Source organism: Gemmatimonadota bacterium, from assembly GCA_016714015.1.
In the GTDB taxonomy this organism is placed as follows: domain Bacteria; phylum Gemmatimonadota; class Gemmatimonadetes; order Gemmatimonadales; family Gemmatimonadaceae; genus Pseudogemmatithrix.
The window spans coordinates 15,277-30,204 of the sequence record JADJNZ010000008.1 but is presented as its reverse complement, the minus strand read 5'-3'; the positions used below and the strand labels follow the sequence as shown (position 1 = coordinate 30,204).

The window sequence follows — 14,928 nt, the reverse complement described above, 5'->3', positions numbered from 1 at the left end:
CGCGCGGCGCCGCTCAGCCGTCAGCCCTTGAGCCGCGCGATCACGGCATCGGTGTACTCGTCCGTGGTCGCCTTGCCGCCCACGTCGCCGGTGACGGTCTTGTGCTCGCGGAGGGTGGCCTCGATCGCCGCGCGGATGCGGTTCGCGCGCTCCTGGTCGCCGATGTGATCGAGCAGCTGGCAGGCGGCGAGCATCACCGCCGTTGGGTTCGCGATCCCCTTCCCCGCGATGTCGGGCGCGGTACCGTGCACGGCCTCGAAGATGCCGCAGGTGTAGCCGATGTTCGCGCCCGGCGTGAGGCCGAGCCCGCCGACGAGCCCCGAGGTCAGGTCGGAGAGGATGTCGCCGAAGAGGTTCGTCGTCACGATCACGTCGAACTTCTCGGGGCGCATCACGAGTTCCATCGCGCACGCGTCGACGATCTTGTCGTCACTCGCGACGCGTCCTGCGTACTCGGCGGCGACCTTCCGGCCCATCTCGAGGAAGAGGCCCTGAGAGTACTTGAGGATGTTGGCCTTGTGCACGACGGTGACGCGCTTGCGTCCGTGCTTCACCGCGTACTCGAAGGCGTAGCGGATGATGCGCTCCGCGCCGCTGCGCGTGATCACCGCGGTGGACTGCGCGACGGCGTGCGGGTCGTCCCCGACCTTCACGTACGCTTCGGCGCCGACGTACAGCCCTTCGGTGTTCTCGCGCACGAGGACGAGGTCCACGTTCTCGAAGCGGCCGCCGGTGAGGACGGTCTTGGCGGGGCGCAGGTTCGCGTAGAGGTCGAACTCCTTGCGAAGCGCAACATTGATCGAGCGGAAGCCCTTCCCGACCGGCGTCTCGAGCGGGCCCTTGAGCGCGAGCTTGGTGCGCCGCACCGACTCGAGCGTCGCCTCGGGGAGCGGATCACCATGCGCCGCGACGGCGGCCTGCCCCGCGAGCTGGCGGTCCCATGTGAACGTCGCACCGGCGGCGTCGAGCACGCGCAACGTGGCGTCGGTGATGGCGGGGCCGATGCCGTCGCCGGGGATGAGGGTGACTTCGCGAGCGGGGCTCATGACAGGATGAAGGCGGAAGGGGGAAGGCGCAACGAAGGTGGTCAGGGCTCGATGACGAGATTCGCGACGCGCGTCGCGATCTCCTCGACCATCCGGGCGCCGCCCGGGGCGAGGAGGTCACCGGCCCAGACGAGGCTCCTGGCCCGAGTATCGACCAGCACGAGCCGGAGCACGACCTGCTCGCCCTGGGCGCGGAGGTCGAACGGGATCAGCGCGTAGCGGGTGTCGCCGAGCGCCGTGAAGGGACGGAGGTTGTCGGCGAGAACCTGCGGGATGGCGGCGCCGATCTTCATCTCCATCGTGCGCAGACGGGCGACGCCGAGCGAATAGGGGTCGGTCGCATAGGTCGGATTGCGCTTGGCGATGCGGACCATGTCCGACGCGTACGCCCATTTCCGCCCGATCCCGCGCTCCTCGAGGATCGCCTGCAGCGTGGAGTCGATCGCGAGCCGAGTCGTCGCCCACGTGACCGCGCGGCTCCACCCCGCGGAGTCCGCATGCCAGCTCTGCACCGGCGCGACCGTCACCCGTAGCGCCGTGAACGGCGCGAGGGGAAGCCCCGGCGCCATCGGCTGCTGCTCCTGCGCCGCACCCACGCGCGAAGCGAACGCAAGCATCAGGACTGCGACAAGGAGAACTCGACGCAAGCGCATCACCGGAAAAGGACCAGGTGAACCATCAGCGCAGCACCCCCCCGCATCGCTGTTGACTCACCACTCACGACTCATGACTCACCACGCGGTTAAGCTAACCCTCCGGGCACCCCACCTCCATTCCCAACCCCTCCCGCATCCCCTCCGTAGTCCGTAGGTTCGTCCCGGTCCGCTCCCCCCAGCCCCTCTCGCTCATGTCCCGTTGGCTCTCGGCCCTCGTCTGGGCCGTCGTCTCGCTCGCCGGCGCCGCGGCCATCGGCTACCTCGCCGTCACGCGCGGTGAGACGATCAGCGCGGCCTGGCTGCTCGTGGCCGCCGTCTGCACCTACGCGGTCGGCTACCGCTTCTACTCGAAGATCATCGCGGCGAAGATCTTCGCGCTGGACGCGACGCGCGCGACCCCGGCCGAGCGGCTCGCCGACGGGCGCGACTTCGTGCCCACCAACAAGTGGATCGTCTTCGGGCATCACTTCGCGGCCATCGCCGGCCCCGGTCCGCTCGTCGGGCCCACGCTGGCGGCGCAGTTCGGGTTCCTCCCCGGGGCACTCTGGATCATCGTGGGCGTGGTGCTGGGCGGCGCGGTGCAGGACTGCGTGATCCTCTGCTCGTCGGTGCGGCGGAACGGCAAGTCGCTGGGGCAGATGGCGAAGGAGGAGATCGGACCGGTCGCCGGCTTCACCGCACTCGTCGCGGTGCTCGGCATCATGATCATCCTGATATCGGTGCTCGCGCTCATCGTCGTGAACGCGCTCAAGTCGTCGCCCTGGGGCACGGTGACGATCGGCCTCACGATCCCCATCGCGATGTTCATGGGCCTCTACCTCAAGTACCTGCGCCCCGGCCGCGTGCTCGAGGTGAGCGCGATCGGCATCGTGATGCTCATCCTCGCGCTCTACGTGGGACGCTGGGTGGGCGAGCACCCGGCCTGGGCGCCGATCTTCACGCTCGACGGCGTGACGCTCGCCTACGCGCTCATGGCGTACGGGTTCGCCGCCTCGGTGGTGCCCGTCTGGCTGCTCCTCGCGCCACGCGACTACCTCTCGGCGTTCGTGAAGATCGGCGTCGTCTTCGCGCTCGGGCTCGGCATCATCCTCGTGTTGCCGCCGTTGCAGATGCCCGCGGTCACGCAGTTCATCGACGGCACCGGCCCGGTCTTCGCGGGGAAGGTCTTCCCCTTCGTCTTCATCACCATCGCGTGCGGCGCCATCTCCGGCTTCCATGCACTGATCTCGTCGGGGACCACGCCGAAGATCCTCGAGAACGAGGCCGACGCGCGGTTCATCGGCTACGGCGCGATGCTCACCGAATCGCTCGTCGCCACCATGGCCCTCATCGCCGCCTGCGTGCTCACCCCGGGCGTGTACTTCGCGATCAACTCGCCCGCGGGGGTGATCGGCACCACCGCGGAGTCGGCGGCGACGATGATCGCCACCTGGGGCTTCACCCTCGCGCCCGAAGAACTGACGCTCCTCGCGCAGCAGGTGCAGGAGAGCTCCCTGCTCTCGCGTACCGGCGGTGCTCCCTCGCTCGCGGTGGGGATGGCGAAGATCTTCGCCGACGTTCTCGGCGGCCCGGGCGCGATGGCGCTCTGGTACCACTTCGCCCTCATGTTCGAGGCGCTCTTCATCCTCACCACGCTCGACGCCGGCACCCGTGTGGGCCGCTTCATGCTGCAGGACCTCGGCAAGCACGTCTGGGAGCCGTTCGGGCGCGTCTCGTGGTATCCCGCGGTGGTGATGTCGAGCGGCCTCTTCGTCGCCTGCTGGGGCTACTTCCTCTACCAGGGCGTGACCGACCCCCTCGGCGGCATCAACTCGCTCTGGCCGCTCTTCGGCATCGCCAACCAGCTGCTCGCGACGGTCGCGCTCTGCGTGGGCACGACGGTGATCATCAAGATGGGCAAGGCGCGCTACGCCTGGATGACCATGCTTCCCATGGCGTGGCTCGTGATCGTGACGATGACGGGCGGATGGATGAAGCTCTTCGACGCGAGCCCCAAGGTCGGCTTCCTCGCGCACGCCTCGTGGGTGCAGGGCCTGCTCGCCGAAGGGAAGCTCCCGCCGGGCGTCGCCGACGCGGCCGGTGCGGCTCGGCTCATCTTCAACGACCGGCTCGACGCGGCGGTCGCGGGGTTCTTCATGGTCTCGGTCATCATCATCCTCGCCGACTCCATCCGCGAGTGGGTCGCGGTGCTGGGCGGGAAGAAGCCGATGATCTCGAGCGAGCACCCGTACACGGCGCGCGCGGCGGCGTGACCGGCGCGTGAACCGCCTGCAGCGCGTGACGATCGCCCCGCCGCGCGAGGGGGGCGACCGCTACCCGTTCAGCGTGCCCGCGGTGCAGGCGACGGCGCAGTTGGAGTTCTCGACAGCGGTCACCTTCTTCGTCGGCGAGAACGGCTCGGGGAAGTCCACGCTCCTCGAAGGGCTCGCCGCGAAGCTGAGGCTGCCCACCGTGGGGTCGATGAGCACCGAGGAGGACGCAACGCTCCTCCATGCCCGTCAGCTCGGCGCGGCGATGAAGCTCACCTGGGGGCGCGCCGGCCGCGCCCATCGCGGCTTCTTCCTGCGCGCCGAGGACTTCTTCGGCTTCACGAAGTCGCTGGCGATGCAGCAGTCGGCACTGCTGCGCGAGCGCGCGGAGATCGAGGTGGAGTACGCCGAGCGGAGCGCCGAGGCGAAGAAGCTGCGGCTCGGCCCGGTGGAGAACTCGCTCGCGGCGATGCGCCGACGGTACGGCGAGGACTTCGATGCGCAGTCGCACGGCGAAGGATTCCTCTCGCTCTTCAAGGCGCGCTTCGTGCCGGACGGGCTCTACCTGCTCGACGAACCAGAAGCCGCGCTCTCCCCCACGTCGCAACTCGCGCTGCTGGCGATGATGGCCGACATGGTGCGCGAGGGCGGGCAGTTCATCGTCGCCACGCACTCGCCCATCCTGCTGGCGTTGCCGGGGGCGACGATCTGGAGCTTCGACGAGCGTCCGCCGCGGGCGATCGCGTATGACGAGACCGAGCATGTGCGGGTGACGCGGGATTTCCTGAATGCCCCGGAGCGGTTCCTTCGGCATCTCTGATCCCGGAACGGCGTTCACCACAGAGAGCACAGAGGGCACAGAGAACGGCGGAGAACCGCAACGACCTCACCACTGGGTCACAGGGGACACAGGGGGGCATGAGAGGGCTCTTGAAGACCGCTGGCGACTCTTGGGAGCCTGGGCGGAACGGCCGCATCGTGCTACCCGCAGTCCCCTGTGTCCCCTGTGCCCCTGTGGTCCACGTCCTTGCCGTTCGCGGTTCCTCCGCCGTTCTCTGTGCCCTCTGTGTCCTCTGTGGTGAAGCGGTTCCCTCCGAGCGAACCCCAACCAGAGCGCGTAGTTTCTGACCAGCCCCAACCCGACCTCACCATGCGCCGACTCGCCCTCCTCGCCCTCCTCGCCGCCGCGCCGCTCTCCGCGCAGCAGGCCTTCGATCTCTCGGTCCGGAACATCATGCGCGGGCCGGAGCTCTACGGGCGCGAGCCCGGCCAGGTCCGCTTCACCGCCGACGGCCAGTGGATCTACTTCCGATGGCTCGCACCCGGGGCGGCGTGGAACGCCGACCTCAAGCCCTACCGGGTCGCGGCCCGTGCCGGAGCGACGCCGGAGGTGGTGACGGATGCGCACATGGACTCGGTCGCCCCGATGCTCGCGACCGGCCGCCGCTCGCGGGACGGGCGCCTCGAGGTCCTCAGCGCCAACGGCGACCTCTGGCTCCGCACCCGCACCACTGCGGCGCGCGGTGCGGTGAGCATCGCCCACCGTCGCATCACGCAGACCAACGGCGCCGAGTCCGACCCGAAGTTCTCGCTCGACGAGAAGCAGGTCCTCTTCGTGCGCGACAACAATGCGTACGCCTTCGAGATCGCCACCGGACTCACGCGTCAGCTCACCGACCTCCGCAGCGGCACGGCGCCGCGCGACGCGGAGCGGCCCGCGGGGCAGCGGGGCGCGCTCGCCGAGCAGCAGCGGTTCCTCTTCGAGGTGATCCGCGACGAGTTGCAGGCGGATTCCATCCAGCGCGCCAACCGGCGCGCCGCCGAGTCGCGTGCGTTGCCGACCGTCTGGATCCCGCAGGCGGAGCGCATCACCACCGTGAGCATCTCGCCCGACGCGAAGAGCGCGATCCTCTCGACCTTCACGCCGGCCGCCGCGACGAAGGGCTCCGACGTGCCCGACTTCATCAACGCGGACGGCTACCCGCGCATGATCCCCGGCCGCACGAAGGTCGGTGACGCGCAGGCGACGCAGAAGATCGGGCATCTCGACCTCGCCACCGGGAAGGTGACCTGGCTCAAGCTCGTGCCGGACTCCGGGTCGGCGGGAGGCGCACAGGTCGGCGACTGGAGCGACGACGGGCGATTCGCCCTCGTCTTCGTGACCTCCGCCGACTTCAAGCACCGCTACCTCTGGTCGGTCGCGAGCGCGGGCGGCGCGATGCAGATGGTGGACCGGCTCCGCGATGAAGCGTGGGTGAACGGCCCCTGCTTCGGCTGCGTCGGCTGGACGCCGGCCGGCAAGGCCTGGTTCGTCTCGGAGGAGAGCGGCTACTCGCACGTGTACGTCGCCAACGCGGATGGCACGGGCAAGCAGGCGCTCACGAGCGGCGCGTGGGAGGTGCTGCAGGTGGACCGCGCCGCGGACAACGTCCACTTCGAGATGGTCACGAGCGAGCCGTCGCCCTTCACGCGACAGGCGTACCGCATGGCGATGACCGGCGGCGCGCGGACACGACTCACCACCGGCGATGGCGGTCACGCACCGGTGGTCTCGCCGGCCGACGCGAGCGTGATGGCCACCGTGTACTCCACGCCGAACACGCCGCCCGAGCTGTTCCTCGCGCGCGCGGGGCAGGCGCAGATGGCGCAGCTCACGACGAGCACCACGGCGGAGTTCCGCTCCTATGCATGGAAGGTCCCGCCCATCGTCATGCTCGACGGCGAGGATGGCACCAAGGTCCCGGCGCGGCTCTACGACCCGAAGGCCTTCGGCAAGGCGTCCAACGGCGCGGCGGTGATCTTCGTCCACGGCGCTGGCTACCTGCACAACGTCCACAACTGGTGGTCGACCTACTCGCGCGAGTACATGTTCCACCACCTCCTCGCCGAGCGCGGCTACACGGTGCTCGATATCGACTACCGCGGCTCGGCCGGCTACGGGCGCGACTGGCGCACCGCGATCTACCGCTGGATGGGCGGCAAGGACCTCGACGACCAGGTGAGCGGCTCCAAGTATCTCACGAGCCAGTTCGGGATCCAGCCGGAGCGGATCGGCCTGTACGGCGGCTCGTACGGCGGCTTCATGACCCTCATGGCGCTCTTCACCAAGCCGCAGTACTTCGGCGCGGGCGCCGGCCTGCGCTCGGTCACCGACTGGGCGAGCTACAACCATGGCTACACCGGGCGGATCCTGAACCTGCCGCAGGACGACACCCTCTCGTATCGCCGCTCGTCCCCGATCTTCTTCGCCGACGGGCTCCAGGACCCGCTGTTGATCGCGCACGGGATGGTCGATACTAACGTGCAGTTCCAGGACGTCGTGCACCTGTCGCAGCGGCTCATCGAGCTCGGGAAGGTCGATTGGGAGATGGCGGTCTATCCGGTGGAGGACCATGGATTCGTGCGTCCCAGCTCGTGGACGGACGAGTATCGGCGCATCCTCGAACTGTTCGACCGGACGATCGGGCCGAACGGGACGAAGGCGCGGCGTTGACCGCTCCGGACGCGCGGACGCCTGCTCCGGCGCGCGGCTGGCTCGCGCGCGCCGCGGCGATAGTCCGTCGCATCATCGGTGCGCCGGACTATCAGGCGTACCTCGCGCACGTGCGGACCTGCCATCCGGGGCGCGAGCCCCTGGGTGAGCGGGAGTTCATCGAGGAGCGGCTGACGGCGAGGTACGAGCGGCCCGGGTCCCGATGCTGCTGACCTCGGAGGCGCGGACGGAGTCGCGCGAACGGGAGCTGAAGCGGGTGCCGCGGGTCCTTCGCCGGGACGTGCTGAACATGGCGACGGGCGTGGCCACGTGGATCGCCGTCCCCATCACGGGGCTCTACGTCCTCATCGCGTGGCGGACGGGCCGGTCGAACTTCTGGCAGGTGCCGGAGTTCCTCGCGATGACCGCGATGGCCATCCTGCCACGTCTCGCCGCCGACCAGCCGATCCGCGTGGCGCGTCGCGCGTTCGTGGTCTCGTTCGGCCTCTCCACGCTCTTCGCCGTCCTGCACTACGGGCCGAACTTCGGCCTCGGCGTCATGTACGTCACCTGGCTGCTGGCGTTCATCTTCTTCGAGCGCCACTGGGTCCTCGCGTCATCGATCGGGACCGCCGCCTTCCTCGTGGTGGGATTCGGGACGTCGGAAGGGGTGATCTGGACGCCCTGGTTCTCGACCGGACCGTCACTCGTCGCGTGGCTCCGGATGGCGATCAGCGTCGGCGTGATGAGCGCCGCGATCGGCTTCATGTTCGACCGCGTGCTGGACGGGCTCGAAGCCTCGCTCGAGTCGGAGATCGAGGCCCGAGCCGCGGAGGCGGCGGCGCAGGCGGACCGCGAAGCGGCACTCACGGCGCTCGCCGCCAACCAGCGCATCGAATCGCTAGGCCGCCTCGCCGGCGGTGTCGCCCACGACTTCAACAATGCCCTGGGCGTCCTCGCCCTCGGGCTCGACGCGCTGGACGCCGAGACCGACCGCGCCGAGCGCGCGCAGTCGATGGAGATCATGCGCGGCGCCATGCGCGGCGCCCGCGAGACCACACGCCAGCTCCTCTCGTTCTCCCGACAAGGGAGCGCCCCTGGCAGCGTTTCGCATGCCTCGGAGGTGATCGCGGGGATGGGACGGAGCCTCGTGCGGGTGTTCCCGGCGTCGATGCGGATCGTCACCGAGGCGCGCACCGTCGGGCGCGTCACGCTCGGCGTGGGCGAGCTCGAGCAGGCGATCCTCAATCTCTGCCTCAACGCGCGCGACGCGATGCGCGGCGAAGGCACGCTGACGCTCCGCACGATGACCAGCGAGCGCAATGAGACGGAGATGCTGATCGAGGTCGAGGACACCGGGGACGGCATGACCGAGGAGGTCCGGCGGCGCGCGCTCGATCCGTTCTTCACGACGAAGGAGTCGACGGGCGGGACCGGGCTCGGGCTCGCGATGGTGCATGCAACGGCCCGTCGCGCGGGCGGGAGCGTGGAGATCGATTCGGCGCCGGGGCGCGGGACGACCGTTCGCCTTCGACTCCCACTCGCCGTCGAGGCGCAGGAGCCGCACCTCGTCGAGCCCCCCTCGATCTCGGCCCCGCGCGCGCGCCGGATCCTCTACGTGGAGGACGAGCCCGCGCTCGTGCGCATGACCGCGCGGAGCCTCGGACGGGAGGGCCACGAGGTCGCCATCGCGACCACGGTCGCCGAAGGCATCGACCGGCTCACCGCCGGTCCGCTCCCCGACCTGCTGCTCACCGACGCGCGACTGCCCGACGGGTCGTGTGCCCCGGTGATCCGGGAGTTCCGGCGCCTCAAGCCCTGCGGCCCGGTGATCCTCTGCAGCGGCTACGTCGAGGACGAGGCGGTGGTCGGCGGCATCGAGCGCGACTCGGTGGTCTTCCTGCAGAAGCCCTACGGGATCAAGGTGCTGGTGGACGCGGTGGAGGAGGTCCTCGCCGATCCGGCCGTGACGAAGCGCGGGCAGACGGCCTAGCGCCGCGCCCCCGTCCACAACGCCACGATCCCGCACGACCCGCGCCCGCCGACCCGCACCAGCTCCGCCGGCGCATTCGCCGTGTTCGAGTAGATCTCGAGCGCCATGATCGAGCGCCCGTCGACCACATCGTCGATGGAGACCTTCGCCGCCATGCTGTCATTGCCCGACTGCCGCGTCCCGTTCGGGTTGATCGACTGCGGCACCTCGGAGACCGCGACGTCCTGCGCGGTCCCGCGCACCAGCTGCCCGTCGAGCAGGATGTTCATCGGGCACCCGCCGCGGCCGACGATCACCAGCACCCGCGTGCTCCCGCCCGAGAGGCTGTTCACCCGCGCATACCGCGACCCCGCGATCATCTGCGTCACCTTGGTGAACCCCTGCCGCTCGTCGAGCTGCTCCGGCGTGAGGAAGTCCGCGAGGATCGCCCCCTTCTGCACCCGGTCCACCCGCTCATAGAACCCGCGCTGCGACAGCACGGTGTTGGACGACGAGCCGGCCGCGGTCACCTCGACCGCAGAGAGCGTCGCCGCCACGCGAGGCAACGTCACCCGATACGCGCCGCCCTCGACGCGTGCGACCCAGCCGAAGTGCTCGCGGTACCCGATGCGCCGCACCCGGAGATTGAGTGAATCCGCGGCGCGCATCCGTACGGTCACCACACCCGAGTCGCTCGCGACCTGCGATGTCCCGCCCACCGGCGCGACGAGCGCGTATCCGACCGGCGCGCCCTGGTCGTCACGGACTTCCACTCGCGCCGTCTGCTGCGCGCCGATCACGCGAGCGTCGAGCGCGAGCGAGCCGAGCATCACCAGTCCGAATGCCAGCGCGCCGGGTCCGTGCCGTCCGACCGTCCGTCCGATCATGCGCCCTCCCGTCCCGTGCGCGGGACCATGAGCACGAAGAGCAGCGTCGCCACCGCGGCGATGCCCGCCCCCATCACGAACGCGACCTCGGGGCCGGACCGCTCCCACACGAGCCCGAACACCACCGAGGCGGGGAGTGCACCCAGCCCGAGGGCCGCGTTGAACCATCCGAACGCCGTCCCGCGGCGCGCGGCGGGCACGAGGTCCGCCACGAGCGCCTTCTCCGTCCCCTCCGTCGCGCCGAAGTAGAGCCCGTACACGACGAACAGCGCCCACGCATGCCACTCCGCGCTCGAGAGCGCGAAGCCGAGGTACACCGACGCATACACCGCCCACCCGCCGAGGATCAGGGGCCGCCGCCCCAGCCGGTCCGACAGCGCACCGCCCACCACGGTGCTCGACGACTTCACCACATGGAGCATCGCCCAGAGGATCGGGATCATCGCCGTCGCGACGCCAAGCTGCGACGCGCGGAGCAGCAGGAAGGCGTCGGTCGAGGTGCTCAGCGTGAACACGAACAGCACGAAGAGGTAACGCCAGAAGGTGCGCCCGAGCGGCAGCGAGGCGGGTGATGCCACCACGCGCACCGGCACCGCCGCACGCGACTCCTTCACGAGGAACGCCACCAGCAGCACCGAGATGAGCCCCGGCACCGCCGCCCAGAGGAAGAGCTCGCGGAGCTCGACCCACTCGAACGTCAGCAACCCCCAGGCGATCATCGGCCCCACGACCGCGCCCAGGCTGTCCGCCGCGCGGTGCACGCCGTACGCGTAGCCGCGCTGCGTCGCCAGCACCGAGTCGGCGATGAGCGCGTCGCGCGGCGCGGTGCGAACGCCCTTCCCGAAACGATCCGTGAGCCGGATCGCGAGCACCTGTCCCGTCCCCTGCGCGAGCCCGATCAACGGACGCGACACGGCCGCGATCAGGTACCCGAACAGCACCAGCGGCTTCCGTTTCCGGATCCGGTCCGAGTACCACCCCGCCGGCAGCCGCAGCAGCGAGCTCACGCTCTCGGCGAGCCCTTCGATCACGCCGAGCGCCGCCGCTGACGTGCCGAGCACCGTCGAGAGGAAGAGAGGCAGGAGCGGGTAGATCATCTCGCTCGCCACGTCGGTGAAGAAGCTCACCGTGGCGAGCGCACGGACGTTGCGCGAGAGGGGAGGTCGCTCCGGGGTGCTCACGGCAGCACGACGCCCGCGCCGGGCCGCAGCACGAGCCAGTCGGCCTTGGTCGCTCGCGTCGGGAAGGCGGCCGCGTAGGACCGACGCCACTCCTCGCGCACCGACTCGGCGCGCAGCGTGTCGACCACCGCCCACACCGCACCGCCGAACCCCGCCCCGAACGCCGAGGCCGCGTGCGCGCCCGCCGCCATCGCCGATCGCGCGAGGAAGCTCGTCTCGGGGATCTGGTTGCGCAGCGCCGTCTCGGCGCGCTGCTGCGACTCCACCGCGAGGCGCCCGAGCCAGGCGCCGTCGGCGGCGGCGAAGGCCTGCAGCGCCTCCGGGACGATCCGCTCCGTCTCTGCGCGGAACTGCTCGATGCGCGCGAGGAACCAGGGAGCGTCCGACCCGTTGCGCGCGAGCGCCGTGAGCCGCTCGGCCGCATCGGGCGACGAATGCAACGCGCTCCCGAGCGACTGGTCGAGCCGACCGGTGCCCGCATTCCAGAGCGCGAGGAGGTGCCGTACCGTGTCCGACGCGCGATTGTAGTCGTCGCGCGCGCCGCCCGTCTTGGTGGCGCGCACGCCGCTCACGCCGACGAGGAGGCTCCAGTGCGCGGGGAATGGCGCGCGACCGACCACCGCGGCGGGGAGGTAACGATACGCCCCGACCGCATCGGCCCGGTTGCAGACGATGGCGATGTGGTCCTGCGCGCCCCCGCGCGTGCCCACCCCCACGTCGCCGGCGAACGGCCCCCACGGCCCCCCACCCTCGATCGCGGCGCAGTACTCGGCGAACGCCAGCGGGTCGGCGAGATGGTCCTTCCAGGCCCGTCGCTCGGCGAGCCGGTTCACGTCCGCGACGGCGGCGGCGAGCATGACGACGAAGGCGCTCGAACTCGAGAGCCCCGACGAGCGCGGCAGATCGCTCGAGGTCCGCACGCGCAGACCCACCTTGAGCGGCGCGAAGTCGCGCGCCATCCGGCGGGCGACGGCGGAGACGTAGGTGCCGCCATGGGCGCCGCCGGAACGCGCATCGCGGCGGAGCGGCAGTCGCGCACGGCGTCCGGTCTGCAGATCCTCCACCTCGAGCACCGGCTTCTCGATCGGCTCATACTCGGCGGTGATCCCCGCCCCCACCGCGCAGGTGAGCGATGGCCCACCGCCGTAGTCGACGTGCTTGCCGAAGAGCTCGATGCGGCCCGGCACGAAGAGGGTGCGCGTGCCCTCGCTCATGGGCGCGGGACGCGGCCCGCGAGCCGCGATTCCATCGACGCGACGTCGCTACGCCGCGAGAGGTCGAGCACCGGGAGCCGCTGGCGGATGGCGCGGAACCGCACGCCGCGCCCGATCGCCGTCCGCACCGCATCGGTGAGCTCGAGTTCGCCCCGCACCGAGGGCGTGAGGGCGGCGCAGTCGTCGAAGATCGACGACTCGAAGCGGAAGAGGTTCATCGACACCCAGTGGTCCCGCGCCCGCGCGAGCGGATGGTCGGCCGTCGGCTTCTCCACGAGATCCCGCAACGTGTCGTCGCCGGCGAGGTCGAGCAGCGCGAACGCCATCACGCGCGCGGGTTCGATGTTGCCCAGGTTCGCGAGCGCGCCGGCCTCGTAGGCGATGAGCCCCGGCCCGTCGAGCGCGACGAGCGCGGCGATCGACTCCACCGGGTAGAGGTTGTCGGCGTTGCACATCAGGAAGTGCGCGCGCCCCTGGGCGTCATGCGGACCGATCGCATCGACCACCTCGCGCGCCGCGTTGAGCGCGTCGGCGGTGCCGCGCGGATCGAGCTGCACCGCGAAGTGCACGCGCAGCCGCGTGGGGCGGGCCTCGCCGAGGTAGCGGCCACGGAGCGCCGTCTCCCGCGGCGCCACGACGAAGACGACATCGGTGATGCCGCCATCGGCGAGGGCGGAGAGCACATGGTCGAGCAGGGGGAATCCCCCGACCGGCATGAGTCCCTTCGCCCCGGCGGCCGCGGCCGCACGCTGCTCCTCGGTGAGCGGCGCGCCGTCATCGGCACGCATGCGCGTGCCGAGGCCGCGCGCGAGGATCACCGCGGTGGTGGCGCGCGTCAGGCCTTCGGCTTGGCCCATTCGCCGCGGGTGAAGTCGGGGAACTTCATGGGTGCCGATCCCTTGGCGACGGACATCTGGCTGAGCGGCATCGGGGCGCTCCAGCTGGCGGCGTCATAGACGTCGTAGTCCGGCACGATCCCCTCGCGCATGCACTCCACCAGCCGGTACGCCATGATGAAGTCCATCCCGCCGTGTCCGCCCTTCTTGCGCGCGAGCTCGCCCACGCGCGTCCAGAGCGGATGCTCGTGCGTCTTCTTCCACTCGTCGATGCCGGTGAAGCGCTCGCCGCCCTGCTGCCCTTCCACGTAGATGCGCGCCGGGTAGTCCTCGAACACTCCCTTCGTCCCCTGCACCCCGTTGAGGCGGGAGTACGGACGCGGGTTGGAGACGTCGTGCTGCAGGAGGATGTTGCGCCCCTTGGACGTCATGATGAGCGACGAGTTGAGATCGCCCGTGACGTAGCGCTCGTTCCACTTGGGGTTCGACCGGTCGCTCACCGTCGCCTCGCGATGCAGCGACAGCCCGCGCTCCGGCGTGCTCATGGAGACGAGGTAGGTCATGCGGTCGCCCGCGTTGAGATCCATGTACCACGCCACCGGTCCGAGGCCGTGCGTCGGGTACAGGTTGCCGTTCATCCGAGTGTGCCAGCCGCGGCGCCAGAGCCCTTCATCGCGATCCTCGAACAGGATGTGCCGCAGGTCGTGCAGGTACGCCGCCGACCCGTACAGCACCTCGCCGAGGACGCCGTCGTGGACGAGGCGGTTCACCATCATCTCGTTGTAGCCGTAGTTGCAGTTCTCGAGCTGCAGGCAGTGACGCTGCGCCTGCTCCGAGGCATCGACGAGGGCCCACAGGTCCCGGAGCGTCGAACCCACCGGGCATTCGGCGCCGCAGTGCTTGCCGTTCCGGAGCGCGGCGAGCAGGACCGGCACATGCCACTCCCACGGCGTGGCCGTGTAGACGAAGTCGATGTCGTCGCGCGCCACGAGGCGCTCGAAGTCGCGCTCGCCATTGGTGTACACGGCGGGCGCAGCCTGACCAGCGTCGGTGCACATCTTCACCGCGCGCGCGGCCTTGTCGGCCACGGTGTCGGCGACGGCGACGATGCGCACGTTGTCGATCGCGAGCAGCTCCGAGAGCACGCTCCGGCCGCGGAGTCCCGTGCCGACGATCCCGATGCGGACCGTCTCGTGCCGCGCGAAGGGGACGCCCTTCATGGTGCGGGCGAAGTTGGTCCTCGCGGGCGCCGCGTCCGGCGCGGCGGCCGCCGTGATGTCCTCGGCGATGGCCGGGAGGGGCGAGAGCGCGCTGGCGCCGGTGATCGCGGCGCCGGTGAGGAGCGCCTGCTTGAGCAGGTCGCGACGGTTCAGGGAGGAGTCGGTCATCAGGGAAAGATGCCGTCGCCGCACCCG

12 protein-coding genes are annotated in these 14,928 nt (G+C 70.4%); 5 read left to right on the top strand and 7 right to left on the bottom strand.

Going from position 1 to position 14,928, the window contains the following annotated elements; genetic code table 11:
* Nucleotides 1–20 precede the first annotated feature (20 nt).
* Entirely contained in the window at nt 21–1,046 is a 1,026-nt protein-coding gene (locus tag IPJ78_16025; GenBank protein ID MBK7908053.1) for an NAD-dependent isocitrate dehydrogenase, read from the bottom strand.
* A gap of 41 nt (nt 1,047–1,087) precedes the next feature.
* The gene (locus IPJ78_16020; protein ID MBK7908052.1) at nt 1,088–1,663 is read right to left on the bottom strand and encodes a hypothetical protein; all 576 of its coding nucleotides are present in this window, start codon (nt 1,661–1,663) and stop codon (nt 1,088–1,090) included.
* Between the two features lie 230 nt (nt 1,664–1,893).
* On the opposite strand from IPJ78_16020, the gene IPJ78_16015 reads away from it, so the two are divergent.
* The 5 genes from IPJ78_16015 to IPJ78_15995 all read left to right on the top strand — a co-directional run bounded on the left by IPJ78_16015 (nt 1,894) and on the right by IPJ78_15995 (nt 9,416).
* Complete coding sequence (locus tag IPJ78_16015; protein MBK7908051.1) at nt 1,894–3,954, top strand: carbon starvation protein A; 2,061 nt, start codon at nt 1,894–1,896, stop codon at nt 3,952–3,954.
* Between the two features lie 16 nt (nt 3,955–3,970).
* Nucleotides 3,971–4,771 carry an AAA family ATPase gene (locus tag IPJ78_16010; protein MBK7908050.1) on the top strand — a complete coding sequence of 267 codons (801 nt, stop codon included), beginning with the start codon at nt 3,971–3,973 and terminating at the stop codon, nt 4,769–4,771.
* Between the two features lie 330 nt (nt 4,772–5,101).
* Complete coding sequence (locus IPJ78_16005) at nt 5,102–7,444, top strand: prolyl oligopeptidase family serine peptidase (GenBank protein MBK7908049.1); 2,343 nt, start codon at nt 5,102–5,104, stop codon at nt 7,442–7,444.
* Nucleotides 7,441–7,656, top strand: coding sequence for a YbdD/YjiX family protein (locus tag IPJ78_16000; GenBank protein MBK7908048.1), 216 nt, complete (start codon nt 7,441–7,443; stop codon nt 7,654–7,656). Before IPJ78_16005 ends, IPJ78_16000 begins: the two co-directional genes overlap by 4 nt.
* Nucleotides 7,647–9,416 carry a response regulator gene (locus tag IPJ78_15995; GenBank protein ID MBK7908047.1) on the top strand — a complete coding sequence of 590 codons (1,770 nt, stop codon included), beginning with the start codon at nt 7,647–7,649 and terminating at the stop codon, nt 9,414–9,416. The genes IPJ78_16000 and IPJ78_15995 overlap by 10 nt, the downstream gene beginning before the upstream one ends.
* On the opposite strand, the gene IPJ78_15990 is transcribed toward IPJ78_15995, so the two are convergent.
* From IPJ78_15990 to IPJ78_15970, 5 genes are all read right to left on the bottom strand, one after another.
* Nucleotides 9,413–10,282: a hypothetical protein gene (locus IPJ78_15990; protein MBK7908046.1), complete on the bottom strand. Its 870-nt coding sequence runs from the start codon at nt 10,280–10,282 to the stop codon at nt 9,413–9,415. The genes IPJ78_15995 and IPJ78_15990 overlap by 4 nt on opposite strands.
* Nucleotides 10,279–11,379, bottom strand: a complete 1,101-nt coding sequence (locus IPJ78_15985; GenBank protein ID MBK7908045.1) for an MFS transporter — start codon at nt 11,377–11,379, stop codon at nt 10,279–10,281. Before IPJ78_15985 ends, IPJ78_15990 begins: the two co-directional genes overlap by 4 nt.
* A gap of 80 nt (nt 11,380–11,459) precedes the next feature.
* Complete coding sequence (locus tag IPJ78_15980; GenBank protein MBK7908044.1) at nt 11,460–12,677, bottom strand: galactokinase; 1,218 nt, start codon at nt 12,675–12,677, stop codon at nt 11,460–11,462.
* The gene (locus tag IPJ78_15975) at nt 12,674–13,534 is read right to left on the bottom strand and encodes an NTP transferase domain-containing protein (GenBank protein MBK7908043.1); all 861 of its coding nucleotides are present in this window, start codon (nt 13,532–13,534) and stop codon (nt 12,674–12,676) included. The genes IPJ78_15980 and IPJ78_15975 overlap by 4 nt, the downstream gene beginning before the upstream one ends.
* Nucleotides 13,513–14,901: a Gfo/Idh/MocA family oxidoreductase gene (locus IPJ78_15970; protein MBK7908042.1), complete on the bottom strand. Its 1,389-nt coding sequence runs from the start codon at nt 14,899–14,901 to the stop codon at nt 13,513–13,515. Before IPJ78_15970 ends, IPJ78_15975 begins: the two co-directional genes overlap by 22 nt.
* Between the last annotated feature and the right edge of the window lie 27 nt (nt 14,902–14,928).

What these genes read in the sequence shown, in the direction of transcription:
- IPJ78_15975 (MBK7908043.1), bottom strand. Translation starts at nt 13,534, where the DNA reads ATGGGCCAAGCCGAAGGCCTGACGCGCGCCACCACCGCGGTGATCCTC.
- IPJ78_15985 (MBK7908045.1), bottom strand. Translation starts at nt 11,379, where the DNA reads ATGATCTACCCGCTCCTGCCTCTCTTCCTCTCGACGGTGCTCGGCACG.
- IPJ78_16005 (MBK7908049.1), top strand. Translation starts at nt 5,102, where the DNA reads ATGCGCCGACTCGCCCTCCTCGCCCTCCTCGCCGCCGCGCCGCTCTCC.
- IPJ78_15980 (MBK7908044.1), bottom strand. Translation starts at nt 12,677, where the DNA reads ATGAGCGAGGGCACGCGCACCCTCTTCGTGCCGGGCCGCATCGAGCTC.
- IPJ78_15970 (MBK7908042.1), bottom strand. Translation starts at nt 14,901, where the DNA reads ATGACCGACTCCTCCCTGAACCGTCGCGACCTGCTCAAGCAGGCGCTC.
- IPJ78_15990 (MBK7908046.1), bottom strand. Translation starts at nt 10,282, where the DNA reads ATGATCGGACGGACGGTCGGACGGCACGGACCCGGCGCGCTGGCATTC.
- IPJ78_16015 (MBK7908051.1), top strand. Translation starts at nt 1,894, where the DNA reads ATGTCCCGTTGGCTCTCGGCCCTCGTCTGGGCCGTCGTCTCGCTCGCC.
- IPJ78_15995 (MBK7908047.1), top strand. Translation starts at nt 7,647, where the DNA reads ATGCTGCTGACCTCGGAGGCGCGGACGGAGTCGCGCGAACGGGAGCTG.
- IPJ78_16020 (MBK7908052.1), bottom strand. Translation starts at nt 1,663, where the DNA reads ATGCTTGCGTTCGCTTCGCGCGTGGGTGCGGCGCAGGAGCAGCAGCCG.
- IPJ78_16025 (MBK7908053.1), bottom strand. Translation starts at nt 1,046, where the DNA reads ATGAGCCCCGCTCGCGAAGTCACCCTCATCCCCGGCGACGGCATCGGC.